This is a genomic window from Acidipila sp. EB88, assembly GCF_003858395.1.
Taxonomy (GTDB): Bacteria; Acidobacteriota; Terriglobia; order Terriglobales; family Acidobacteriaceae; genus EB88.
The window spans coordinates 2730105-2755243 of the sequence record NZ_QWEV01000005.1 but is presented as its reverse complement, the minus strand read 5'-3'; the positions used below and the strand labels follow the sequence as shown (position 1 = coordinate 2755243).

At 62.6% G+C, this 25139-nt stretch carries 18 protein-coding genes; 7 read left to right on the top strand and 11 right to left on the bottom strand.

Features of this window, described 5'->3' with window-relative positions; genetic code table 11:
* Positions 1–70: 70 nt before the first annotated feature.
* Both D1Y84_RS12010 and D1Y84_RS12005 read left to right on the top strand, forming a co-directional pair.
* Positions 71–1891, top strand: a complete 1821-nt coding sequence (locus tag D1Y84_RS12010) for an ABC transporter ATP-binding protein (protein ID WP_124848865.1) — start codon at positions 71–73, stop codon at positions 1889–1891.
* Between the two features lie 30 nt (positions 1892–1921).
* Complete coding sequence (locus D1Y84_RS12005; RefSeq protein ID WP_124848863.1) at positions 1922–6478, top strand: glucoamylase family protein; 4557 nt, start codon at positions 1922–1924, stop codon at positions 6476–6478.
* 36 nt (positions 6479–6514) lie between these two features.
* Here the strand turns inward: D1Y84_RS12005 and D1Y84_RS12000 are convergent, their stop codons facing one another.
* Together D1Y84_RS12000 and metH are read right to left on the bottom strand one after the other, a co-directional pair.
* Positions 6515–7000 (bottom strand): glucosaminidase domain-containing protein, encoded by a 486-nt coding sequence (locus tag D1Y84_RS12000; RefSeq protein ID WP_124848861.1) that lies wholly within the window; start codon positions 6998–7000, stop codon positions 6515–6517.
* Between the two features lie 97 nt (positions 7001–7097).
* Complete coding sequence (gene metH / locus D1Y84_RS11995; RefSeq protein WP_233581367.1) at positions 7098–10589, bottom strand: methionine synthase; 3492 nt, start codon at positions 10587–10589, stop codon at positions 7098–7100.
* A gap of 135 nt (positions 10590–10724) precedes the next feature.
* Between metH and hxlB the strand changes: the two genes are divergently transcribed.
* Positions 10725–11324: a 6-phospho-3-hexuloisomerase gene (gene hxlB / locus D1Y84_RS11990; protein ID WP_124848857.1), complete on the top strand. Its 600-nt coding sequence runs from the start codon at positions 10725–10727 to the stop codon at positions 11322–11324.
* Between the two features lie 81 nt (positions 11325–11405).
* A complete protein-coding gene (gene hxlA, locus D1Y84_RS11985) occupies positions 11406–12038 on the top strand; it encodes a 3-hexulose-6-phosphate synthase (RefSeq protein ID WP_124848855.1) in 633 nt (210 codons plus the stop codon).
* A 67-nt stretch (positions 12039–12105) separates the two neighbouring features.
* On the opposite strand, the gene D1Y84_RS17955 is transcribed toward hxlA, so the two are convergent.
* Complete coding sequence (locus D1Y84_RS17955; protein ID WP_158615438.1) at positions 12106–12405, bottom strand: putative quinol monooxygenase; 300 nt, start codon at positions 12403–12405, stop codon at positions 12106–12108.
* 113 nt (positions 12406–12518) lie between these two features.
* Positions 12519–13010: an NADH-quinone oxidoreductase subunit I gene (locus D1Y84_RS11975; RefSeq protein ID WP_124848851.1), complete on the bottom strand. Its 492-nt coding sequence runs from the start codon at positions 13008–13010 to the stop codon at positions 12519–12521.
* A gap of 66 nt (positions 13011–13076) precedes the next feature.
* On the opposite strand from D1Y84_RS11975, the gene D1Y84_RS11970 reads away from it, so the two are divergent.
* Complete coding sequence (locus D1Y84_RS11970; protein WP_158615437.1) at positions 13077–13625, top strand: molybdopterin-dependent oxidoreductase; 549 nt, start codon at positions 13077–13079, stop codon at positions 13623–13625.
* Between the two features lie 97 nt (positions 13626–13722).
* On the opposite strand, the gene D1Y84_RS11965 is transcribed toward D1Y84_RS11970, so the two are convergent.
* The 6 genes from D1Y84_RS11965 to D1Y84_RS11940 all read right to left on the bottom strand — a co-directional run bounded on the left by D1Y84_RS11965 (position 13723) and on the right by D1Y84_RS11940 (position 20701).
* The gene (locus D1Y84_RS11965; RefSeq protein ID WP_124848847.1) at positions 13723–15342 is read right to left on the bottom strand and encodes a UbiD family decarboxylase; all 1620 of its coding nucleotides are present in this window, start codon (positions 15340–15342) and stop codon (positions 13723–13725) included.
* Positions 15343–15629: 287 nt separating this feature from the next.
* Positions 15630–15872: a hypothetical protein gene (locus tag D1Y84_RS11960; RefSeq protein ID WP_124848845.1), complete on the bottom strand. Its 243-nt coding sequence runs from the start codon at positions 15870–15872 to the stop codon at positions 15630–15632.
* Positions 15873–16002: 130 nt separating this feature from the next.
* Positions 16003–16947, bottom strand: a complete 945-nt coding sequence (locus D1Y84_RS11955) for a VTT domain-containing protein (RefSeq protein ID WP_233581366.1) — start codon at positions 16945–16947, stop codon at positions 16003–16005.
* A 241-nt stretch (positions 16948–17188) separates the two neighbouring features.
* The gene (locus D1Y84_RS11950; protein ID WP_124848841.1) at positions 17189–18451 is read right to left on the bottom strand and encodes an HlyD family secretion protein; all 1263 of its coding nucleotides are present in this window, start codon (positions 18449–18451) and stop codon (positions 17189–17191) included.
* On the bottom strand, positions 18452–19858 hold the full coding sequence (locus D1Y84_RS11945) for a TolC family protein (RefSeq protein WP_233581365.1): 1407 nt from the start codon (positions 19856–19858) through the stop codon (positions 18452–18454).
* 225 nt (positions 19859–20083) lie between these two features.
* Positions 20084–20701, bottom strand: a complete 618-nt coding sequence (locus tag D1Y84_RS11940; protein ID WP_124848839.1) for a hypothetical protein — start codon at positions 20699–20701, stop codon at positions 20084–20086.
* A 204-nt stretch (positions 20702–20905) separates the two neighbouring features.
* On the opposite strand from D1Y84_RS11940, the gene ppk1 reads away from it, so the two are divergent.
* Positions 20906–23158 carry a polyphosphate kinase 1 gene (gene ppk1 / locus D1Y84_RS11935; protein ID WP_124848837.1) on the top strand — a complete coding sequence of 751 codons (2253 nt, stop codon included), beginning with the start codon at positions 20906–20908 and terminating at the stop codon, positions 23156–23158.
* Positions 23159–23366: 208 nt separating this feature from the next.
* The gene (locus D1Y84_RS11930; RefSeq protein WP_124848835.1) at positions 23367–24347 is read left to right on the top strand and encodes a UDP-glucuronic acid decarboxylase family protein; all 981 of its coding nucleotides are present in this window, start codon (positions 23367–23369) and stop codon (positions 24345–24347) included.
* 126 nt (positions 24348–24473) lie between these two features.
* Here the strand turns inward: D1Y84_RS11930 and D1Y84_RS11925 are convergent, their stop codons facing one another.
* Positions 24474–25124: an HAD-IA family hydrolase gene (locus D1Y84_RS11925; protein WP_124848833.1), complete on the bottom strand. Its 651-nt coding sequence runs from the start codon at positions 25122–25124 to the stop codon at positions 24474–24476.
* Positions 25125–25139 lie beyond the last annotated feature (15 nt).

Here is a 25139-nt window from a genome sequence, read left to right as displayed (position 1 = left end):
TTTGCGGCATCCCTGGGACGCAAGTAGGTGCGGCCGCGGCAGAACGCTCGCAGGCGGAAAGCAAACAAGAATGGCCGATCCAGTGAAAAAAACCAAGGGAGCCTGGACCGAGCGCATCCAGGCACTCCGCAACGTACCCTCTGTGCTCGCCATTCTCTGGGAGTCCGGGCCTTCGGTCGTGACCTGGGGCCTGATCCTGCGGGTGTTTGTCGCCGGGCTGCCTGTGCTTGGCCTCAAGGTCGCCGGCGCCATCATCAATGGCGTGCAGGACGGCATCAGCGGCAAGGGCATTCCGCCGCGTTTCTGGGCCATCGTCGGAACCGAGATCGCCATCATCGTGGCCGTCGGCATCATCTCGCGCATTATCGAGTACTGCGACGCACTGCTCGCCGACCGCTATACGCACTACGTGTCGATCCGCGTGATGCGGCAGGCGGCGCAGCTTGACCTCACCACCTACGAAGACCCCAGCTACTACGACCGCCTCGAGCGTGCCCGGGTGCAGGCGACCGACCGCCTCGCCATGATCCAGGCCATGGGCCGGCTCGTGCAGCAGGTGTTGACGGTGATCTTCTTCTCGGCACAGGTCATCTCCAAGGCGCCGGTGCTGATCATCTTCCTGCTGATCGCGGTGATTCCGTCGTTTCTCGGCGAAACGCACTTCGCTTTCCTGGGCTACGCGAAGAACTTCCGCCAGACCCCGGCCAAGCGCGAGATGGATTACATCCGCCAGGTGGGCGGCAGCAAGGAAGCAGCCAAAGAGCTCAAGCTGTTCAACCTGAGCAACTACTTCACCGATCGCTTTGCGCGCCTGTCGCAGACGATCTATGAAGAGAACATCGCGCTGTCGAAGTCGCGCCTGATCTGGGGCGGGCTGTTCTCGATCATCGGGATAGCCGGCTACTACTCCTCCTATATCTATGTAATCTGGCGCGCGATTCACGGCGGCTACAACATCGGCACCTTTACGGTGATCGTGGGCGCCGTGCAACAGGCGCAAAGCTACCTGCAGCAGGTGTTCTCGACCGCATCCGGCATCGCGGACCAGGCGCTGTTCCTCACCGATCTGATCGGCTTCTTTGAGATGAAGCCGACCGTCGTCTCGAAGCCGGATGGCCTCAAGATGCCTCGCCCCATCCAACGTGGCTTCGAGTTCCGCAATGTTTCGTTCGCCTATCCTGGCACCGAGCGGCGGGTACTCAAGAACTTCAACTTCTTCCTGCGTCCCGGCGAGCGCATCGCGCTGATTGGCGAAAACGGCCAGGGCAAAACGACCGTTGTGAAGCTCATCACCCGCCTGTACGACCCGACCGAAGGCCAGATCCTGCTCGACGGCATCGACCTGCGCGAGTATGCGCTGGACGACCTGCACCAGGAGATGGGTGTGATCTTCCAGGACTTTATGCGCTATGACATGACGGTGCGCGACAACATCGCCGTGGGTCGCGTGGAGCTGCCGCATACCGATGCAGATATCGCCGGTGCTGCTGACAAGTCACTCGCTGCCAGCGTTGTGCGCAAGCTACCTAACGGGTACGACCAGATGCTGGGCCGCCGCTTCGACAACGGCACGGACCTGTCCGGCGGCGAATGGCAAAGGATCGCACTGGCTCGCGCATATCTGCGCGATGCGCAGCTGCTGATCCTCGATGAACCAACAGCGGCGCTTGATGCCAAGTCAGAGCTTGAAGTGTTTGAGCGCTTTGCCGAACTCACCACCGGCAAAATGGCCCTGCTCATCTCGCATCGCTTTTCGACCGTACGCATGGCAGACCGCATTGTGGTTCTCGCCGGTGGACAGCTGGTGGAAGAAGGCGATCACACCCGCCTGATGGCGCTCGGCGGCCAGTACGCGGAGATGTTCGAGATGCAGGCGGCCAGCTATCGCTAACCTTTCGCTGAGAAGTTCTTGGAGCAACGCGTGACAGATAGAGACACCAGCCTTTCCGAGGCCGCAGCACTACCCACGGATCACACGATGGACCAGTCGGAAACTGCTGCCCCTGCAGCGCCGACATGGGAGCACGATGCGTTGATTGCGCAGGCACGCAAAGACGCAGCAAGCTGGAATGCTACGCGCCGCCCACGCGGTGCGAGTGGATTGAAGAGCCGCGCCGAGGCAGCGCGCGCCGCGCTGGACGCGCTGGTGCGCAAGCTCGATGCCCTGCCCGAGCCTGACTACAAGAATGCTGTTGCCGACCCACTGCTCGTGCTGCGCGAGAATCCGCGACTGCTGCGCTCGGCGCTGAATGAAGTCACCACTGGCCACCGCATTCTGAACCAGCTGCCCCGTCTCGCGGCAGAGAATAACTCCGATGCATCGGCGCAGGGCGAAGGGTTGCCGCGCATCGCCGCGGTCGCGGCCGGCTACTTCGCTGCCACCACCAACGCGTGGGACGCCAAGGCACTACCTCTCTATGTCGAGGAAGCGCAGCAGCACGAACCACTGGAACTGCAGGAGCTCTGGTCACTCTCCTCGCTCATGAAGTTCCACCTGATGGAGCAGGCCGTGAGCGAGGGCCACGCGGTACTTGCCGCGGGCATTCCGCCGGGGCGCAACGCCGTGATCGAGCGCTCCATCAAGAGCCTGCGCGAGCTTGGCTATGCTGACTGGACCGTGGTCGCCGAGCCGCTGGTCGTGTTCGACCGCGTGCTTCGCGAAGACCCTGCCGGCGCCTACGCGGGCATGGACTTCGACAGCCGCGAAGCCTATCGCAAGCGCGTGGCGCTGCTGGCCCGCTACTCCGATCTGAACGAGCTGGAAGTAGCGCAGGAGGCACTCCGGTTTGCGCGCCAGGCCGCTACCCGCACGGATGTGAGCGATCCGCGTGTGTTCCTCCGCGAGTCGCACATCGGCTACTACCTCGTCGATGGCGGCGTTGCCGACCTGTCGCACCAGATCAGTTACCAGCCACCACTTCCGGAGCGCATCCGCGTCGCGGCACGCGGCGATGCGGATCTCTTCTACATCGCGCCGATTGAGATACTTTCTGTACTGCTGATTGTCGCGCTGCTGCTCCCGCTGGTGCCTGCTTCGCATACCTTTGGCGCACTGGTGCTGGCAGCATTTCTGCTGTTCCTGCCCGCGACGCAGGGCGTCGTCGACCTGGTCAACAACACCATCACCCTGCTCTTTGAAGCGCGCGGTTTGCCCAAGCTCGACTTCAGCAAGATAGGGATCCCTGCAAGCTTTGCCACCCTGGTGGCCGTGCCGACGCTGCTTACGAGCGAGCGCTCTTTGCGCGAGTTAGTGGCTGAGCTTGAAGTACGTTATTTAGCGAACCAGGATCGCCAGCTTCATTTCGCGCTGATCACGGATCTGCCGGATGCAGTCACCAAGCCGCGCGAGAACGACGACGACCCGCTGGTGGCGCTTGCCGTCAAGCTGATCACGGACCTCAACGAGCAGTACCGCGGACAGCCGGGCGGTTGCTTCATCCTGTTTCATCGCCACCGCATCTTCAACGCGCGCCAGGGCGTATGGATGGGCTGGGAGCGCAAGCGCGGCAAGTTGCTCGATCTGAACAAGTATCTGGAAGGCACGTACGACGCCTTCCCCGTCAAGGCGGGCGGAGTCGAGCAGATGCGCAGCGTGCGTTACATCATCACGCTTGACTCGGACACGCAGCTGCCGCGTGGTACGGCTGCCGCAATGATCGGCGCCATGGCGCACCCATTGAACCGGGCAGTGATCGATCCCGAGCGGCGCATCGTCACCGCCGGCTATGGCATCCTGCAGCCCAGGGTTGGGGTCAGCGTTCAGTCGGCGTCGCGCTCGCGGCTGGCCTCGCTGTTCTCCGGGCAGACAGGGTTCGACATCTACACGCGCGCCGTCTCTGACGTGTACCAGGATCTTTACGGCGAAGGTATCTTCACCGGCAAGGGAATCTATGAAGTATCGACGCTGCACGCTGTGCTCGATCGCCGCTTCCCGCGCAATTCCCTGCTCTCGCACGATCTCATCGAAGGCGCATACGCGCGCGCCGGTCTCGTCACCGACATCGAGGTCGTCGATGACTACCCGTCGCACTATTCCGCATATACACGCCGCAAGCATCGCTGGGTACGCGGCGACTGGCAGATCGCGCAGTGGCTGTTCAAGTCCGTACCAGATGAAACACGCAACAGCGTGCGCAATCCTATCTCCACCATCTCGCGCTGGAAAATCTTCGACAACCTCCGTCGTTCGCTCGTGGAACCGTTCACGATGCTGCTGTTCATCGCGGGCTGGTTCGGCCTTGAAGGCGGCCCACTCTACTGGACGCTGATTACGCTGCTGTTGATGTTCCTGCCCAGCTTTGTGCAGCTGCTGTTTTCACTTGGCCGGGCTCTGGTTTCTGACCAGGCCGGGGCCGTTGGTGAAGCGCTGGCAGGCGCGGCACAGGCTACCTTCATCACGCTGCTCAACGTGGTCTTTCTGCCGCACTCAACCTTTCTCTCGATCGACGCTATTGGCCGTGCACTGGTGCGGCGGTTCATCACCGGGCAGCGTCTGCTCGAGTGGGAGACGGCAGCCGAAGCAGAGGCGGGCAAGCGCATCACGCCGGTCGACCGCTATCTTACCGCCTCACCTTTGTTCGCCATCGTCGTTGCGTTGCTGGTCCTGTGGAGGGAGCCGCATGCACTGCCCTACGCAGCGCCGGTGCTGCTGTTGTGGGCCTGCGCGCCGGCCATCACTGCATGGCTCAACAAGCCGCCGCGCGAAACCACGCTGGCGCTTGCACCCAAAGACACACTCTTTCTACGAGAGCACGCACTGCGCATCTGGCGGTACTTTTACAAGTTTGGCGGTGCGCAACATCACTTCCTCATTCCTGACAACGTGGAAGAGCAAGACCTTTTCGAAGCGGCGCGCGTCTCGCCGACCAACCTTGGTCTCCTGCTCAATGCACGGCAGGCTGCGGTTGAATTCGGCTGGCTGACCATCCCCGAGTTTGTGCAACTCACACTTGCCACACTCAACACCTTCGAGGCGCTGCCGAAGCATCGCGGGCATCTGTACAACTGGTACAACACGCACACGCTCGAGGCGCTGCGTCCCATTACCGTTTCGTCTGTGGACAGCGGCAACTTCGCAGCGTCTCTGTACACGCTGCGCATGGGTGCGCGCGAGTTGCTGCAGCGGCCCTTGCTGGAGGCACGTCTTTTTGATGGCTTGCGCACGCAGCTTGCGGTGGCACAGACCGGCGAAGCACTGCCATCCTCCGCCGATCTGGACGTTCTGATTCGTTGGGCCGTGGAACATGCAGCGCTCCAGCAGCCTGTTCCATACGCCCACGATGAGCAGCCATCGCAGCAGGTGACGACTGCCAGCGAAGCGGCCTGGTGGCAGGACGAGCAGCACACGCGCATACGCGCCATTGCTGCCTTGGTCAACGACTACGAACCATGGCTGCTGCCCCGGTTTGCACCGCTGCGCTCTATTGCAGAACTTGTCCTGGACGGCCACGCAGCGCATCCGTCGCTCGGGAGCGCTGCGGAGTTCGCCCGGTTGCTCGCATCGCGCCTTGAGTCGCACACGGGAGAAAACAGCGGGCACCCGGTGCTGGCGCGACAACTTCTGGAGCTTCTGCCACAAGCCGCCGCGTATCTGCAGAGCCTCTCGGATGCCGTGGCCAAGTGCGCGCACGAAGCCTTCCGCCTCGCTTCCGAGATGGACTTCGGCTTCCTGGTGCAACATGATCGCGAGATGCTCTCGATCGGGTACGAGGTGGAGACAGGCGAGCTGCACTCTGCCTGCTACGACATGCTTGCATCCGAAGCACGCATCGCGGCGTTCATCTCCGTGGCCAAGGGCGACCTGCTGCAGCAGAGCTGGTTCAAGATGGGCCGCACCCACACGCTGGCTTTTGGACACGCCGTGCTGCTTTCTTGGACGGGCACCATGTTCGAGTACCTGATGCCTTCGCTGTGGATGCGGTCGTACCCTGACACGCTGATGGCGCGCACGCTCTCGGGCGTCGTGGCAGTGCAGCGTGCATACGGCCGCAAGCTGGGTACCCCGTGGGGCATCTCGGAGTCCGGCTACGCCGAGACCGATGACGGCGGCCACTACCACTACAAGGCATTTGGCATCCCGCAGATCGCGCTCAAGTGGGACGCGACTGCCGGGCCGGTCGTCGCCCCGTATGCCAGCTTCCTGGCGCTCGGCATCGACCGCGATGAAGCGCTGCGCAACCTGCACGCGATGGCGAAATCCGGATGGGTGGGCGCCTACGGCTTGTACGAAGCGGTGGATTATGTGCAGGGCCGCGAGCGGCCACGCATCGTGCGTGAGTGGATGGCGCACCACCAGGGCATGTCCCTGATGGCGCTGCTGAACCTGCTGCACGATGACGCATGCAAGCGCTGGTTCCACGCCAACCCACACCTGCAGGCAACCGAGCTGCTGCTACATGAGAAGCCGATTCGCGAGGCTGCCCTGCGCCAGGAGGTCAAGCAACAACCGGTGAAAAAGATGGAGCCGCAGCCCGAGTAAGTCGCTCGAGGTGATTTGCTACAACTACGGTCTCGTTTAGGCGAGACGCTGCTGTGGCGCGCCCTGTGCAAAGTGTCTCTGGTACACACTCAGCACTTTGCCGGCGCGCTGCGGGTCTGTCGACCAGCTTGCCGAAACCTCCCGGACGAACTGCTCGCCACTGCTTGCGGCCAGTGCTGCTCCGTAGTGCGGGTAGGCCCGGGCAAGCTCATGCAGCAGGGCCATGCGTTCGCGAAAGCAGTGCGTCCAGTCGTCGAACATCATCCAGGCCGCTGGCACCATCACCCACTGCCCATGCAAAAACTCGCGTGTTTCCAGCTGGAGCGAGGGGCCGGCAGGAGGGTGCGCCTGCTTTTGCCCGAAGAGATTGTTGGCGCGGACGGCAAGCGTCGAGCCGCCCCATGCGGATTCAAGAGCAGCTTCGCAGGCCGCATACTCGGGAAAGATGTGTGCTGCCGCACGCGCAGCGGCCGTGGCTTTGGCGAGGAACTCCGTCGAGGTGATCGATGATTGATCTGGCATGCTGTCCTTTCACTGAAAACAAAAAAGGCGCGCCCGGAGAGGCTCCGGGCGCGCGCCTGTCTTTCAGTGTTTCAGTTCAGCCGATATAGAGTGCCATTTACACCACGAAGTACTTGGCCTGCGGGTGATGCACGATCAACGCGTTCGTACTCTGCTCCGGCTCCAGGTGAAAGCCCTCAGTCAGGCGTACGCCGATGTTCTCTTCCGGCTTGAGCAGCTCAAAGATCTTGGTTTGATCTTCAAGGTTGGGGCAGGCAGGGTAACCGAACGAGTAGCGGGAACCGCGATACTTCTGGTGAAACAGGTCGCGCACCTCGGTCGCATCCTCCTCCGCAATGCCCATCTCTTCACGAATCAGCTTGTGGGCGTACTCCGCCAGCGCCTCGGCGGTTTCCACCCCAAGCCCGTGCACGTAGAGATACCGCGTGAAGTCTCCGGCATCGAAGAGCTTCTTGGTTTCTTCGCTTGCCCGATCGCCGATTGTCACGACTGAGAAGCCGATCACATCCATGCGCCCCGAATCTTTCGGATGGAAGAAGTCAGCGATCGAAAGCTTTCGGCCTTCTCTCTGTCGAGGGAAGTTGATCCGCAGCTGCTCACGCGGCGTCGCAGAGTCAGCATCCTCAGGCTCATACACCACCACGTCATTGCCGTCGGACTGCGCGGGATAAAAGCCGTACACCAGCTTCGGCCAGAACCAGCCCTTCTCTTTGATCTCAGCCTTGAGCTCGCGCAGAATCGGCTTGTACTTTTCTTCCACGAGACGCAGGTAGTCCGTGGCAGAAGCGGTTTTAAGCTGCCACTGGTTCTTGAACAGCGCTGTTTCGTTGATGTACGAAAAGATGAAGTCGAGATCGAAATCCTTGCGTACGCGGTTGCCGAAAAAAGCCGGAACAGGGGTCTGCTCCTGCGGCGTCACCCAGGGCGAGCGCACGATCGGCGCGTCCACCGGCAAAGGCTCCTGCGCGGCAAGCATGTGCGGCGCGATAGGGAAGATCTTGACGGTGCTGCCTTCCTCCATCCTGCGCACGCGCGCACCCTCTTCGCTCGTCAGATCGCTCATCACGTGCAGTCCCGCAAACGCGTCCTCGGCGTAGAACACCGCGGAGGAATACTCCTGGCGCAGATCCTGCTCGACATACTTGCGTGTCAACGCGGCACCGCCGCAGATCACCGGTGTGCGCATGTCGAGCCGCTGCAGATCCTGGATCACGTACTTCATCTCGAGCGTCGACTTCACCAGCAGGCCACTTAGGCCAATCGCGTCGGCCTTGTGCTCCTGCGCGGCCTTGATGATGGCGTCGGCCGGCTGCTTGATGCCGAGGTTCACCACCTTGTACCCGTTGTTGGAGAGGATGATATCGACGAGGTTCTTGCCAATATCGTGCACGTCTCCCTTGACGGTAGCCAGCACGATGGTGCCCTTCTGCGTGCCTTCGATCTTCTCCATCTTGGGCTCGAGATGCGCCACGGCTGCTTTCATGACCGCTGCCGAATCGAGCACAGAAGGCAGCTGCATCTTGCGTGCGCCAAACAGTTCGCCGACCGTCTTCATGCCATCCAGCAGAACGGTATTGATCAGCTCCAGTGGCGTATACGTCAGCAGCGCGGTCTCGAGCACATCCTCCAGGCTCTGCTTCTCCGCACCCTGGCCAAGCGAGCGCTCTCCGCGAATGATCAACTGCTTGAGCTGGTCTTCGAGCGAAAGGCTCTCCACTGCCACTTCGTCTTCCTTGGCAGAGGGGTCGATCTCGGCAAAGTGCGCCATGTATGCCTGCAGCGGATCGCCGTTCGAGGTGTCGTGGAAAATCAGCCTGCGGGCAAGCTCCACCTCGCGCTCGGGTATCTTGTACAACGGGTAAATCTTTGAGTAGTTGACGATGGCCGCATCGAGTCCGCGATCCACTGCCTCCTTGAGGAACACGCTGTTTAACACGCGCCGCGCGTAAGCATTCAACCCGAAGGAAATATTGCTGACACCGAGGATCGTCTTCGCCTTGGGCAGCTCTTCCTTGATGCGGCGGACAGCCTCGAGCGTCTGGATGCCGGCATCGCGGTAGTCTTCCTGCCCGGTCGAGATCGGCAGCGTCAGCGGGTCGAACAGGATATCCTCGCCACGCAGCCCGTAACGCTCGGTCGCCATCTCGTAGATACGCTTCGCCACCGCGACTTTTCTGTCGGCGGTCAACGCCATGCCTTCTTCGTCGATGGTCAGCGCGATCACGCCGGCGCCGTAGCGTGCGGCCATCGGCAGCACCTTGCTCGTGCGCTTCTCGCCGTCTTCAAGGTTGATGGAGTTGATCAGTGGCTTGCCCGGCACGCGCTTCAACGCTTCTTCGATCACGTCTGCTTCGGTCGAGTCAATCATGATCGGCGCGGTGACGCGCGTCGCGATCTTTTCAAGCACCGCGTTCATGTACGCCTTCTCGTCCTCGCCGACGATCGCGCAGCAAATGTCCAGCATCTGCGAGCCTTCTGTGGCAAGCCGCTTGGCCATGGCAAGAATGCCGTCGTAGTCGCCGGCCCGCACCATATCGCGGAAGTGTGCCACGCGCGTGGTGGTGTTCATCTCCTCAGCCACGATCACGGGCTGTCCATCCACCTCGAGCGGCACCGAGGAAAACGCACTCGCCGCGACCCCCTGCGGCTTGACGTCGCGCTTCGCCGGCACGGCGTCCTTGACTGCTTCCACCACTGCCCGCAGATGCTCAGGCGTCGTACCGCAGCAGCCGCCTACCACCTGCACGCCATACTCCGTCACAAAGCGACGATGGTAGGCCGCGAGCTCGGCCGGTGTCAGCTTGTACACCGCGACGCCGCCCTCGTTCTGGGGTAGCCCTGCATTGGGCAAAACGCTGATGGCCCGCTGCGAATTCTGGCACAGGAAGCGCACCGCATCGTTCATCTCGGCGGGACCGGTCGCGCAGTTCAGCCCGATCACATCCGGGTTAAAGCACTCCAGCACAGCGAGCGCCGCGCCAATCTCTGACCCGAGCAGCATTGTGCCCGTGGCTTCGAGCGTCACCTGCATTTGCACCGGCAGGTGCTTGCCTGCGGCGCGCATGGCGTCGGTGCAGGCTGCCAGCGCAATCTTGGCCTGCAGCAGATCCTGGCTGGTTTCAATCAGCAGGATGTCCACACCACCCTCGATCAGCGCACCGGCCTGCTCTCGATACATCTCGGCCATGGCGTCATAGCCGATGTGCGCAAGCGACGGCAGCTTGGTCGTGGGGCCGATTGAGCCGGCCACGAAGCGCGGCTTGGCCGCGGTCGAATACTGCGCAGCGACCTCTTTAGCGAGGCGCGCCGACTCGATGTTCAGCTCGCGCGTGCGGTCTTCCAGTTCGTACTCGGCGAGCACCACGCGGGTTGAGCCGAAGCTGTTTGTCTCCACCACGTCGCAGCCAGCCTCAAAAAAGCTTGCATGGATGCTGCGGATAATGTCGGGCCGGGACAAGACCAGGAGTTCGTTGCAGCCTTCTTTCCCCCAGTAATCGTCCACTGTGGGTGCGTGCATCTGGATGTTGGTACCCATCGCCCCGTCGTAAACCAGGACGCGCTGCGAAAGAAGCTCAAGAAATGAAGCCATAGGTGTCGTTGGGCGCGAGCACACAGCGCCATCCTTCATTTTAGCTGTACTTTTACGGCGCCTCGCCGGGCAGAGGTTACCCGTGCAAGCACAGGGGGTCGGCGCGCATCTAACAAGAGACCACGGGAGAGGGAGATGCACAGCATACTACAGGACAAAGAAAACACCATTGAACACCGCTCCTTCTTCGCCGACGCGATTCAGCTCGAGCTGGACGAGCTATCCGAATTGCTTTCGCACCTCGAAGCCGGCGAGATCAAGGCCGCTACAGACCTTATTTTTGCAGGCCGGCAGGTGTTTTGCTTTGGCGCGGGCCGCAGCGGGCTGGCCCTGCAAATGGCTGCCATGCGGCTGATGCACCTGGGGCTCACGGTGTTCGTCGCGGGCGAAACCACTACCCCCGCCATCGCCACGGGTGACCTCCTCATCGTCGCATCTGCCTCCGGCACCAGCAGCAGCGTGGTGCACGCGGCAGAAGTCGCACGCAGCAACGGCGCGGCTGTTCTTGCCATTACGGCCCAGCCCGACAGCAAACTCGCAACGCTTGCCACCGCGCGCATCACGCTCAAGGCCTCTACCAAGAATGAGTACGAGCAACGCGCTTCGCAGCAGTACGCAGGTTCGCTCTTTGAACAGGCTGTTCTGCTGGTGATGGACGCTGTTTTTGGCGGCGCATGGAAGGCGGGAGGCAGACCTGCCGAGGAGCTCATGCGGCGACACGCTAACCTTGAGTAGTCCCTCTCATTTCCCACGCCCTTGCACCACACTGCGAGCTTTCATCGCAACAAACGTATCAATCACCCAGGAGAATCAACTGTGAAGCTTCAAGTAGCCATGGACCTGTTGTCTGTCGACGACGCCCTTTCCCTCCTCAGCCGCGTCGCTGAGTACGTCGATGTCATCGAACTGGGCACACCGCTCATCAAGCAGGAGGGTCTTTCCGCTGTCACCAAGATCAAGCACGCTTATCCGGACAAGATCGTCTTCGCCGATATGAAGACAATGGATGCAGGCGAGCTCGAGGCAGAGATGGCGTTCAAGGCCGGTGCCGATTACATGACGGTCCTGGGCGTTGCGGGCGACAGCACCATTGCCGGCGCCGTAAAGGCTGCCAAGAAGCACGGCAAGACCGTGGTTGCCGACATTATCGGCGTCAAGGACAAGGCGGCACGCGTCAAGGAACTCAAGGCGCTCGGCGTCGGCCTGGTGGAACTGCATGCCGGCCTCGATGAGCAGGCCGAGAGCGGCTACACCATCGATTCGCTGCTGGCGGCAGGCAAGGGCGCGGATATCCCCTTCTCCATCGCCGGTGGCATCAACGTGGACCGCATCGGGCAGGTTGAAGACGCGGGCGCGGCCATCGCCGTGGCCGGCGCCGCCATCTACGGAGCGAAGGACCCGGCAGCTGCCGCCAAGGCACTGCGGGACAAGATCCGGAACCACGGCTAGTCAGCCTGGCGCCGTCACAAACAGCAAGGCCCGGCATTTTGCCGGGCCTTTTTACGTCAATCTACTGCTATAGAACAGGCTCAACCGGGTCGACTACCCAGATCACGAGTTCGCCATCCAGCAAAGATTCCGCGGCTTCGCCCGCCGCCTTGAAGTGGTCGGAGCTCTTATGTGCCTCGAACTCCTCCTGCGACGCATACTGCTCGCTAAACAGGAACTCGCCTCCGTCTGTGGTCTCGAACAGCTCGTAGAAATCCGTTCCATCTTCCACACGGCTCTTCTTCACCAGCTCCAGCAGGACCTCGCGTAATTGCTGTTCCTTGCCTGCCTTTGCCTTTGCCTTTGCAAATACCCGGACCTCAGCCATTCTGTGTTCCTCCGCAGGTTTAGATGCAGCCGGCGTTGCAGTTCCAACAAATGAAAAAAGCGGCCACCCATCGGGGTTGCCGCCTCTTCCGTCCGCGCTGGTGGCGGCTGGTGCTACTTCGTTTCCATGCTCACGGCGGCCGTGCCAGCCAGGCCGATGTTCGCAACCAGCATGTCTTCCTTGCGCATCACCAGCGTGCCTGCATTCAGGCTCGCCAGCTCGAAACCATGCCCATGGGTGATCGCGTCCGTGGGGCATGCTTCGACGCAGTAGCCGCAGAAGATGCAGCGGTTGTAATCAATGTTGTAGACCTTGGCATAGCGCTCGGCGCTGGAGATACGCGTCTCCGCGGTGTTCTCGGCAGCCTCGATGTAGATGCAGTTCGCCGGACAGGCCGCCGCGCACAAAAAGCAGGCAACGCACTTTTCCAGGCCATTCTCGTCGCGCTGCAACACGTGCGCTCCACGGAACCGCTCCTGCAACACGGCGCCCCGTGTCGGTCCCGGACCATCTGGGTAGTTCTCGACCTCGGTCGGCTCGAACATTTCCCGGAAGGTGATGCTCATGCCCTTGGCCACGCCTGCTATGTTGCGAACGATCGACATGGCGCTATTATACCGATGCAGCCGGCATGCAGAGCAGTACCCCACCCGGCAGCGCAGGAGAACTCCGTGCCCTGGAAAACAGCCGTTCCCTATCGCGCTTCAGCACTCGCAGTGTTCCTCATGCTGGGCAGCGCCCACCTTCCAGCGCAAACTCCCACGGCCATGCCGCCATCTGCAGCACCCACCAGCCCCACTGACGGCCTTGCACTCAGCGGCCCCGCGCAGACCATCACCCTGTCTCTCGATGTCCTGAATGCCCTGCCGCATGTGACGCTCACGGTCACGAACGGCCATACCCATGAGCAGGAAGTCTATTCCGGAGTGCCTCTCCACACCCTGCTTGAAAAAGTCGGTGCGCCCGCCGAAGCGTCGATCCGCGGCAAGGTACTGTCCGACTACATCGTTGCTACTGGCAGCGACAACTACCACGCCGTGCTCTCACTCGCAGAGATCGAGCCCTCGTTTCATCCCGGCCAGGTGATCGTGGCGGACCAGGTAAACGGCAAACTCCTCGACACCAAGCTGGGACCACTGCAACTCGTCGTTGAAGAGGACAAGAAGCCAGCCCGCTCGGTGCACAACCTGGTGAAGATTGAGCTGAAGCAGGTCGAGTAAAACAAGACCGCCTGCGCGGCTGGCGCTCCCCTCGGGACGTTTGCTCTTTAAGCACTCAAGCCACGAAGTGGCCGCCAGGCGCGCAGGCAGTCTGGCTCTACTTGATCCCCAGCTTGCCCCAGATCGAATCCACACGCGCCTTGGTTGCCGCATCCATCTCGATCATCGGTGGCCAGACGCGGTTGAACCCTTCCGCCGGCCACTTCTGCGTCGCGTCGATCCCCATCTTGGAGCCGAAGTTCGGCAGCCGCGATGCGTGATCGAGAGAATCCACCGGCCCCAGCGTGAACTGGATATCCCGCTCCGGGTCGATGTTGTTCGCAGTGCGCAGCACCACCTCGCCAAGGTCCTGCACGTCGCAGTCCTCGTCGACCACCACGATGCACTTGGTAAACATCGCCTGCCCCAGCGCCCAGATCCCGTTCATCACCTTGCGCGCGTGCCCGGCGTAGCTTTTGCGGATCGAGACCACCATGATGTTGTGGAATACGCCCTCGACCGGCAGGTTAATGTCCACAATTTCGGGCAGGGTCAGGCGCATCAGCGGCAGAAAAATCCGCTCCACGGCCTTGCCCATCCACGCGTCTTCCATCGGCGGCTTGCCCACGATGGTGGCCGCGTAGATAGGGTTCTTGCGGTGCGTGATGGCCGTGATGTGGAACACGGGATACTCGTCTTCCATGGTGTAGAAGCCAGTGTGGTCGCCGAACGGGCCTTCTGAACGGAGCTCGTCCAGCTTGACGAACCCTTCCAGGATGATCTCGGCATGCGCCGGCACCTGCAGGTCCACCGTTTCGCACTGCACCAACTCCAAGGGCTTCTGCCGCAGAAAACCGGCGACAATGTACTCCTCTACCTCGGGCGGCGCCGGCACGATAGCCGAGAAAGTCGTCGCCGGATCGGTGCCGATCGCGACCGCGACTTCAAGCCGGTTCGCCAACTGCTTCGTGTAGGTCACCGATGGCGTGGCACCGCCTCGTGCCTCTGAAGTTGCTGCCGTCCCCGCAGCCACCGTGCCCCCGGCAGTCTGCGCCATCTGCGCCACGCGCGCTGCGGCATCCCCGGCCTGTGCCCGCATCCGGTCCCGCAGGTGCTCCGCCGCATTCTTCTGCCGCTGCCAGTGCATGCCGGTGGTCTGCCCGTCGTACACCTGGATCCGGTACATGCCGACATTGCGTTTGCCCGTCTTCGGATCACGGGTGACCACGCAGGGCAGCGTGATGTAGCGGCCGCCATCCATCGGCCAGCACTGCAGCACCGGGAACTCCAGCACATCGATCCGGTCGCCACGCTTGCCGATCTTGATCACTTCCTTGCAGGCCGCCTGCTTTGCCGCGATGGTCTTGGGGAAGAACTTGCCCACATCGGCCAGCATGGGCAACAGCTTGAGCTTGCCCAGCAGCCCGTCCGGCGACTTCATCTCGAGCAGCGCGCGGATGCGGCCGGCCACTTCATCCAGCGAGTCCACGTCGACCGCGAGCTTCATGCGCGCTTCCGAGCCGAACTGGTTCATCAGCACACGGGCACCGGGATAGCCTTTGACCTTCTCAAACAGCAGCGCCGGGCCACCGGCCTTGGCACCGCGCTTGCCCGCCTTGGAGGCTCGATCCGTAATCTCCGCGATCTCCAGGATCGGGTCCACTTCCTCGCGCACCCGCACCAGTTCGCCAGCCCGGTCCAACGCCTTGATCCACTCCCGCAGGTCCTGATACGGCAATCGCTTCTCCTTGGGCGCTGGCGCCTCGACTCATTCTAAGTGGCCGCCCTCTTGCCGCTGCCTGGGCTCAAGGCTTCAACTCCAGCCCATCCACAAATGGGCAGGCGATCGCTTCAATCCCACAGGCGTTATCCCGGCAGCAAGACCACCACCCGGCGGCGCACACGCAAAAGCCGCCCGGCAGGCGGCTTTTGGATCATGGTGATCGTGCATCCCGGTCGACGGGCGAGCAACGATCCGCCGAGCAAGGCAGGCGCGCGCCCACCCTGTCGCAGCCGCGTCGGCGCCTAGCTGCCGCTCACGCTCATCCAGCGATCCATCAGCGTCTGCGCGCAGCGCGCTCCGCACAGGTGGCGCACCTCCGCAGCATGCGACAACGTCTGGTTCCAGCCGGTCATCTTCAGCATCGGCTCACCCTCGGAGCCGGGCTCGCCCGCGGTTGTGCCCATCCAGGCGAGCCACCAGTCACCGGTCGCGTCGCCCTGCGCTTTGCCACATACATCACAGTGATAAGTCTCGGTCCAGCTCATGCCATATCTCTTCGGGGAAGGTGTGGGGCGGCGACGACTCCGTCGCTGCAGGTCGGTTCACGTCAGGCGCAATCGCAGCACGGCTTGGCGCTGCTCGGTACACTCGCTGCTGCGTTTCCAAGCTTAAAACTTAAACTGCTTCCGCATCGGCACGCAGCCCCGCGCTTTCAGGAATCGGCACCAGGGGGTACCCAAGGTTTTTCCAGCCATCGAACCCGCCCAGCAGGGGCCGCACGCGAGAGACCCCCATCTTGCGAATCGCCAGAGCCATGCGCACCGCAGTTTCTTCGTTCGGACACGTGCAGAACAACACCACGTCGCGGTCCCGGGGAATGGTATTGCTCAGCTCCACCAGCCGGTCCGGGGTCATCACCGCTGCGCCCGGCAGCGTGCGCGGGTCGGGCAGGTAGTCGAGCGGGTGTCGCAGGTCCACCAGGTACAGCGGTTCGTTCGCTTCCAGCATGGTGTGCAGCTCTGAAGGCGTCACGCGATCCGTGCGGATCTCGGCCAGCGACCGGCGGCGACGGCGGGTCCGGTTGTACAGGAAGCCGACGAACAGCAGCACAAACAGGCCCACGGCAAAGTGCGCCACCCACGCCAGCGCATGGGGATGCATCTTGAGCAGGTCGCCGAAAAAGCGGCCGCCCACCACGAACGACAAGGCCCACAGCAGTACGCCGCCTGCGTCGTACAGCAGGAACAGCCGGAAACTCATCCCGGTCTGCCCAGCAATTGCGCCTGCCATCGTGTTCAGCGCCGGCAGAAATTTGCTGATCAGCAGGGTGCCGGAACCATGCCGGGTGAAGTAGCCCTCCATGCGATCCACGCACGTGTCGCGGTGCGGGGCGAAATGGCAGAGCATCCGCACCACCGCGTGCCCGTAGCGCTTGCCCAGGAAGTACCAGAGAACGTCACTCAGCATGGACCCGCTCAGGATGGAGGCGAGCACTGGAAGCAGCTGGAGCCGGTGCGTGGCAGTCAACGTGCCCGCCATCAGCAGCAGAGGCGCGGACGGCAGCGGCAGGCCAACCTGTTCGGCAAACACCCACACGAACAGGACGACATAGGCGTGCACTAAAAAGAGATGTGTAAACGGGAGGATGCTGCCACCTCTTCTTCCAAGCGGGCTGCCCGGCCTCGGAGCTTTATGCGTATGCCATCACAATGGGAGGGAACGGGGAAGGCGCCGCGCTGCTGTGCTGAAGTATAGACGCATCCGCACACCGACCAGAACTCAAATGGTGCGCTACAGCAAGCAGAGAAGGCGGCTTCGCCAATGCGAAGCCGCCTTCTTTGCCGTGCGCTCCCGACGGTTGCTAGTCTTTGATGCGGACCTTCGGCTCGACCGAAAGACCCGGGCGCAGCAGGTGATCACTATCCTCGTCCCGATTGCTCAGATCGATGCGGACCGGCACACGCTGCACGACCTTGACGTAGTTGCCCGTGGCGTTCTCCGGCGGGAACAGGCTCAGAACCGATCCGGTTGCGCCGCCGATCTGGGTGATCACCCCGTCATAGGCCCGGCCACCGTACGCGTCCACCGTGACCTTGACGGACTGGCCCGCGCGCATGTGGTTCAACTGCGTTTCCTTGAAGTTCGCCGTGATCCATACATCGTTGAGCGAAACCAGGGTGGTCATGTTCTGGCCGGTGGAAACATTCTGCCCGACCTCGACACTCTTGCGGGTGATGATCCCGTCCACAGGCGCCACGATCCGGCAGTAGCTCAGGTTCAGCTTGGCCTGGGCCAGTTCGGCGCGTGCCTGCTCAACCTGTGCCTCGGCCTGCGCGGTCTTGGCCTTCTGGATCTTGATCTGATCCGGAGCGGTCTTGGCATTGGTCAGCTGCGCTTTGCGCTGGACCACGGTGTCCTCGGTCATGCGCAGCGACGCCTCGGAAGCAGCCACGTTCGCCTTGGCCTGGTTCAGCGCGGCTTCGTCTGCCTTGGCTGTTGCCACCGCCTGGTCAAACTGCTGCTTGGAGATCACATCGCGCTGGACCAGCGGGGTGTAGCGCTCCACGTCGAGCTTGGCCTTGATGAAGTTTGCGTCCGCCTGGGCGACTGCCTGGCGGTTAGCCTCTACCTGCTGCTCGGCCTGCGTTACAGAGCTCTTGACCTGCGCCAGTGTCGCTGCGATCGCCTCGACGTTGGTGTTGGCGCTCACGGCCGTGACCGGCACATTGACGTTGTTCGACTCGTAGTTCGACTGCGCCGCCGCGAGGTTTGCTTCGTCCTGCTGCACGGTGGTCTGGTAGTCCTTCGGGTCCAGTTCCACGATCACGTCGCCAGCCTTGACGCGCTGGTTCTCGGTCACCGGCACGCTCAGCACGTTGCCGTTGATGCGCGACGAAACCTGGATCAGGTGGCCGTTGACCTGCGCGTCGTCCGTATCTTCATAGAAGGTCGACCGCCAGTAAAACAACAGGGCGCCCGCGATCAGCAGGGCGACCACGAGAATAATGATGAAGCGGCGGCGTGACTTCTGACGCGGATTGTCTCCGGCCTTGCCATCTCCCCCGTTTTCCTCGCGAGCGGCCGGCTTCCGGCCTGCATCTACATCGGGTGTCTGCTCTGCCACTTACTTCCCTCCCACGTATTGCTTCAAGTTCGTGCTTGCAACGCCCAGCGCCCGAGCCAGCGATAGCTTGGCCACGTTGTGCTGGTACAAACTCGCGATGTACTGGTCATCTGCCTGCGCCACCGACTGCTGTGCCTGCGAGACCGACAGGTTGTCGGAAACGCCCGCCGCATACCGCTGCTGCGCTTCGCTCAGCGCCTCGGCTGCCAGCTTGGTGTTGCTTTCCGCGACGCTGACCTGTTTCTGCGCCGCCTGAATATCAAGAATGGCATCGCGCACATCCTGGGCGATCTGCCCGCGCAGGTTGTTCAACTGCGCACGCTTCTGCTCAAGCTGCTGCTCGGCCATGGCTTCATCGCCGCGAATCTTTGCTTCCTCAAACACCGGGAAGTCAATCGTACCGGTGGCATCGCCAGTGCCATGTGAGGTCCGCACATTGGGCCCGATGTCGCCGTAGTCGCCGCTGAACGCAACGGTCGGGTAACGCTCGGCTTTGGCCGCACCCTTTGCCAGGTCGGCCCCCTTCAACTGCTCGCCAAAGTTCTGCAGGTCCTTGCGGTTGCCCAGCGCCTGCTGCACGGCCTGGTCCGGGTCAAGCCCGTCCAACTGCCGATAGGGTTCATCCTCCACCAGGTTGAACACCTGCGCCACGTTCAGGCCAATGGCGCGCGCCAGTGCCAGCTTGTCTTTCTCGAGCGTCGCCTGCGCCTGGATCAGGTTTTGTTGCTGCGTCTGGTAGTCCACCTGCGCACGCAACTCGTCCAGCAGGGGCGAGGTGCCGGCCACGTGCTGCTGGTGCGCCTGGTCAAACGAAATCTTGGAGGTATTCACCTGGACCTGCGTCGAGGCAACGCGCGACTGATCTGCAATCACGGTCAGGTAGGCATTGCCCACACTCAGCACCACTTCATCCCGAGCGTCCGCCACCGCCAGCTTCGAGCCTTCGAAGTTGTGCTTGGCAGCCAGGTAGTTCCGCAGCGAGGCGACATTGATAAGGCTCCAGTTCAACGAAGCGCGAAAATCCTGGTAGGCGTACGGCCCGATAATCGCCGGAAACCCCGTAATGCGCAGACCCTCGGCCTGCAGGTTGGTTTCCATCTCCGACTGCTTGATGGTGCCGCCGATGGTTGGCAGCAGGCTTTGGAGCTGGTTGAGCTCCGTCGATCGCGCGGCAGTCTGATTGGTCGAAGTCAGTACGAGTCCGAGATTGTGCCGCAGACCACGCTGGATCGCATCATCAAGCGACAGCGGCAGGGTTCCGGGCACCAGCGCATCTTCCGTTGCACTGCCCTGGTAGCTGCCCGACTGCACCTGCTGCTGCGAAAGCGTCACCGGCGTCGGCAGGTCCTGCACTGCGCCCGTGGTCACCGTGCCAAGCTGCGCCATGGCCAGCCCCGGTGTCAGCACCACTCCTGTGGCAAAGATTCCGCGCGCCCAAAAAGCTGCTGCCGTCCTGCCGCTCCTGCTTCCGTACTGCACACACACTCCTGCTGTCTTGTTTCGCGTCGCTTAGCGGTTTGAGGCTTTTTAGATGCGGCACGGGGGAGAAGGATGAAAGATTGTTGGAGCGGTAGCAGGAGCGCGCTCCCCGGGCTATTCCGGCGCCCGTACCCAGACCTCTTCCTAGGCCCGCTAGGCTGAGAGGACCGCAGAGGAAACGGACGCGGCCGACGCCGAGCCCGGGGCATGTGCGAGTGCATTGGCCAGTGAGCAGAGCGCCTGGCGGAAGGTGCCGCTGACGGTTTCAGCCGTCCAGCCTGAAGCATCCGGCCCTGCTGCTTCTCGCAGCAATTGCGCTGCCGCATCATTGCTTTGTCCCAGCACCGCACGCTGCACAAACACAGCGCGCTGGGCTATGGGCAGCTGTTCCAGCTGCACCCGGAGGCCGTGCCGCAGCTCCGGCCGTCCATGCTCATCCAGCAGGTTGCGCAACTGCTCCGGGGTAACACCCGCAGCCTGCAGGTCGTCATCCTGCACGCATGGGCCGGCCGCTGCCGTCGCTGCCGAAGCCTGGAATGCACCCGGCGATTGCTGGGCCAGGGTCCGGATCGCGCCTTCGACCACCACCTTGCGTGCCTGCGCGCGCGCAGCAGTGGGCTCCGCGCATGGGTCGGCATCCATCGTTGCCAGGGAATCCTCGATCAGCAACATTGCTTTGCTTTCCTCGCCGATCAGCAGGGAGGCCAACTGGAAAAGCTCCAGCGCCATGCCCTGTATAACCCGTCCGTCGCCGCAACCTTCAGTAGCCATGCCGTCTCCAGAAAGCAGCAATCTGCCGCCTGCCTTTATCTTCGGGCCTTCATCCCCGGGGGTCAACCTCGCAATCCCGGCCAATTTGGGCGGGCGGTCCCCGGCGGAGCCCAGGGATGCGGATTCATCGTTCGTTCGCCGCAGAACACGCGGGCGCATTTAGCATGTGAACGTTGCGACGCTGCCTCAGGACGGCAGCCATTCATGGAAGAAAAACAGCGAAAACTCTTTATCTCGCGAGACAGCTCCTGGCTCAATTTCAACCGGCGCGTGCTGGAAGAAGCGCAGGATGCGACCAATCCTTTGTTGGAACGAGTCAAGTTTCTTGCGATTACCGCCTCCAACCTCGACGAGTTCGTCGAAGTACGCATTGCCGGCATGCTGCAGCGTATCGAGGAGGGCCTGGGCGAACCCGGCCCCGATGGCATGACCGCGCAGGACCTGCTGGACGAAATCACCGCGGACATGCACGACCTCGTCGCCGAGCAGTACAGCTGCTGGAACAACATGCTCCACCCCGCACTCTGCAAGGAGAACATCCGCATCCTCCAGTGGGACGAGCTCACCGACGAGGCCAGACGCGCCGCGACCGAGCTTTACCAGCGCGACGTCGACCCCCTGCTCACGCCGATCACCATCGACCCGCGCCATCCCTTTCCGCGTGTGCTCAACAAGGCCCTTTGCGTTGCGCTGCTGCTTCGCCGCAAGCGCAAGGGCGCCAATGCCGCCGTGCTCGGGGTGGTCACCGTGCCGCGGGCGCTGCCCCGCTTCATCCGGCTCCCAAAGATCGAGGGCAGCAGCAGCGAAGACTTCCTCTTCCTGCATGACCTGATCGAGCACCAGGCTGCCGGCATGTACCGCGGCTACGAGATCGTTTCCACCGCCGCCTTCCGGGTCACGCGTAACTCCAACCTCTACTTCGAAGAGGAAGAGTCCCGCTCTCTGCTCGAGGCGGTGCGCTCCGAGCTGCACAACCGCCGCAAAGGCGACGCCGTGCGTCTCGAGATCGAACAGGATGCTCACCCCGAGATCATCGATCGGCTGCGCTCCAACTTCGAGCTGGACGAGTCCCAGGTGTTCCGCACCGACGGCCCGGTAAACCTGTCGCGCATGTTCAACCTGTACGGCGACATCAACCGGCCCGATTTGAAGTACGCACCCTTCGCAGGTCGCGAGCTTCGGCTGCATCGCAAGTCCGTCGACATCTTCGATGAGCTGCGCCACCACGACGTGCTGCTGCACCACCCGTATGACTCCTACGACGCGGTGGTCTCCTTCATCGAGGCCGCGGCCGAAGATCCAAGCGTTGTTTCGATGAAGCAAACGCTCTACCGGACCTCGGCGGATTCACCGATCTTCCGCGCGCTCACCGAGGCGGCGCAGTCCAAGGAAGTCACCGTCGTGGTCGAGCTCACCGCCCGCTTCGACGAGGCCTCCAACATTCGCTGGGCCCGCAACCTCGAGGACGCCGGCGTCCAGGTGTTCCACGGCATCGTCGGCCTCAAGACGCACTGCAAGCTCGCGCTGGTGGTGCGCCGCGAAGCCGACGGCGTCATGCGCCGCTATGCGCATCTCGGCACCGGCAACTACAACCCAGTCACCTCGCGCTTCTACACCGATGTGAGCCTGCTCACCTCGGACCCGGCGATCACGGCCAGCGTCCACTCGGTGTTCAACTACCTCACCGCGCACTCGGAGTCCGACGATTACGCGCCCTTGCTGGTCGCGCCACTCACCATGGCTGAAAGCATGATCCGCCTGATCCAGCGGGAAACCGAGCACGCTCTTGCCGGGCGCACCGCGCGCATCGTCGCCAAGATGAACTCGCTGCTGGAGGAGAGCATCATCGAGGCGCTGTATGCCGCGTCGCAGGCCGGCGTCGAGATCGACCTGATCATCCGCGGTATTTGTTCCCTGCGCCCCGGCATGCCCGGCGTCTCGGAGCGCATCCGCGTCCGCTCCATCGTGGGCCGGTTCCTTGAGCACTCCCGCATCTTCTACTTCGCCAACGGCCACGGCAGCGATGGAGGCACACAGGAGGAGTTCTACTGCGGCTCGGTCGACTGGATGCCGCGCAACCTGTTCGAGCGCTGCGAAGTCGCCTTTCCCATCAAGGACCCGGCGCTTTGCAACCGTCTTCGCAACGAAATCCTCAGCGCCTACCTTGCGGACACAGCCAAGACGAGACTGCTGCGGCCGGATGGTGTCTACACCCGGCTCACTGACACCGCGGAGGGCAAAACGACGCCGGCCTTCAGCGCACAGCAGTTCCTGATGGAGGTGGCGGAGGGTCGCGCCGCGGCAGACGCCATCCCGCGCTCAACGGCCGCACTGTTCGCCCCCGTGCTGCGAACCACTGCCCTGCCGGAAACGGTGGAGGAAGAACTGCGCACAGCCGACCTGCCCGAGGCCGTGAAGCGGGTCCGGAAGCAGAGGGTGCGCAAGCCTGGAGCGTAAGTACTGCGAGCTCGCGTGGCCAAGACGGGGCGCTGGAAACGAAGCAGCAGGGAGGAAGCCGCAGAGCCTGGCTGCTTCTTCCCGGCATGCTACCGTCTAAGCAACATTGGAACTACAGGAACAGGAAGTGGAACAGGCAGAACGTGTTGCTTTCAGGGCGGCGCGTCCTGCTCGTTCTCCAATCCATTCCGCATCCAATCGTGCTCGCATGCGAATACTTGTCACCGGCGCGGCCGGCTTTCTTGGCTCTCATCTCACCGACCGCCTTCTGGCGGAAGGACACTCTGTCGTTGGCGTCGATAACCTTTCGACGGGCTCCCTCGCGAACCTCGCCCACCTGCAGAACGAACCCAGGTTCCAGCTGGAAGAACATGACATCTGCGCACCCTTTGATTTCGGGCGCGTCGAGTACGTCTACAACTTCGCGTCTCCCGCGAGCCCCGTCAACTATCACCGGCTCGGTCTGGAAACGCTGGAGGTCGGCTCCTCCGGCACGCGCAACGCGCTGGAAGTAGCCAGGCGCCACGGCGCGGGCTTTCTCCATGCCTCCACCTCCGAGTGCTACGGCGATCCGCTGGTGCACCCGCAAAGCGAAGATTACTGGGGCAACGTCAACCCGGTCGGTCCGCGCTCCGTCTACGACGAAGCCAAACGCTTTTCCGAGGCACTGGTCACCGGCTACCATCGCTATCACGCGCTCAACACGCACCTCGTCCGCATCTTCAACACCTATGGGCCGAGGCTCGGGCGAGACGACGGTCGGGTCATCTCCAACTTCGTCGTGCAGGCCCTCCGGGGCGAGCCGCTTACCGTCTACGGCGACGGCCAGCAGACGCGCTCCTTCTGCTACGTGTCTGACGAGATCGATGGCATCGTGCGTCTCGCGGCCTCGAGCGAACACACGCCCGTCAACATCGGCAACCCGGTCGAGTGGACGATCCTGGAGTGCGCCGAGACCGTGCAGCGCGTCACCGGGTCAAGCTCACCGATCGTCTTCGAGCCGCTGCCGGTCGACGACCCCATGCAACGCAAGCCCGACATCTCCAAGGCGCGGGAGCTGCTTGGCTGGGAGCCCGGCATCGCGCTCGAGCAGGGGCTCCTGCTGTCCCTTGACTACTTTCGCGCCACGCTGCTGGCTGGCCAGCCGACTACCCTTGTGGGTCAAACAGCCACTGCCGGCGCAAGCTAGCAACAAGCGCATGTTCCGGAACAAAAGAAAGGGCGAGCCTGGGCTCGCCCTTTCTTCTTTCATAAGCGTACTAGCGATTGGAACGCCCGATTCGCCATCGCATGCTGCCGTCGAACCAACCCACACTTACACCGGTTCGAAGCGAATTGTGAGAGCACCCGCCGTCCCGGTAACGCGAACATGCTCCAGCGTGTGCACGCGATAATCGGCACAGGCCAATTGCTCATCAGTGTGCGAAAACAACGTGGCGATCACGGTGCAGCCGGCCGCCTTGCCCGCCTCGCAGCCCGCCGGCGCATCTTCAAACACTACGCACCGAGCGGCATCGAACCCCAGCAGGGCAGCCCCGCGCAGGTACGGTTCTGGGTGCGGCTTGCCGTGCTCCACCATGTCGGCCGAGATGAACTGCTCCGGCACCAGTAGTCCCGAGTGCTCCAGGCGTACCTTGGCGAGCCGCTTGGTGGCCGAGGTGCAGATCGTCCAGCTCCCCTTGGGCAGGCTCCGCAGCAGCTCCGGGATTCCCGGCAGCACCTGGATGTCGTCCTTGTCATCAATCTCGATCTGCTCGATCAGGTCCAGCTCTTCCCGGTCGTTCAGGTCCGGCCTGAGCATGCGGATCGTGTCGATTGCACGCTTGCCGTGCGCGGTCGCAATCGCCTTGGCGCCATCCACCCCGCGCATGTCGCCCCACTTCGCCCACGAACGCTCAACCGACCCGAGGGACGAGACCAGAATTCCGTCCATGTCGAACAAAATCCCCTGTGCTGCCAGTTCCATGCTGTTTCCTTCCTG

Bases quoted from the DNA above. Each gene is read 5' to 3' on its own strand.
- D1Y84_RS12010 (WP_124848865.1), top strand. From the start codon at position 71: ATGGCCGATCCAGTGAAAAAAACCAAGGGAGCCTGGACCGAGCGCATC.
- D1Y84_RS12000 (WP_124848861.1), bottom strand. From the start codon at position 7,000: ATGCCAGATCAATCATCGATCACCTCGACGGAGTTCCTCGCCAAAGCC.
- metH (WP_233581367.1), bottom strand. From the start codon at position 10,589: ATGGCTTCATTTCTTGAGCTTCTTTCGCAGCGCGTCCTGGTTTACGAC.
- hxlB (WP_124848857.1), top strand. From the start codon at position 10,725: ATGCACAGCATACTACAGGACAAAGAAAACACCATTGAACACCGCTCC.
- D1Y84_RS17955 (WP_158615438.1), bottom strand. From the start codon at position 12,405: ATGGCTGAGGTCCGGGTATTTGCAAAGGCAAAGGCAAAGGCAGGCAAG.
- D1Y84_RS11975 (WP_124848851.1), bottom strand. From the start codon at position 13,010: ATGTCGATCGTTCGCAACATAGCAGGCGTGGCCAAGGGCATGAGCATC.
- D1Y84_RS11960 (WP_124848845.1), bottom strand. From the start codon at position 15,872: ATGAGCTGGACCGAGACTTATCACTGTGATGTATGTGGCAAAGCGCAG.
- D1Y84_RS11940 (WP_124848839.1), bottom strand. From the start codon at position 20,701: ATGGCTACTGAAGGTTGCGGCGACGGACGGGTTATACAGGGCATGGCG.
- ppk1 (WP_124848837.1), top strand. From the start codon at position 20,906: ATGGAAGAAAAACAGCGAAAACTCTTTATCTCGCGAGACAGCTCCTGG.
- D1Y84_RS11930 (WP_124848835.1), top strand. From the start codon at position 23,367: ATGCGAATACTTGTCACCGGCGCGGCCGGCTTTCTTGGCTCTCATCTC.
- D1Y84_RS11925 (WP_124848833.1), bottom strand. From the start codon at position 25,124: ATGGAACTGGCAGCACAGGGGATTTTGTTCGACATGGACGGAATTCTG.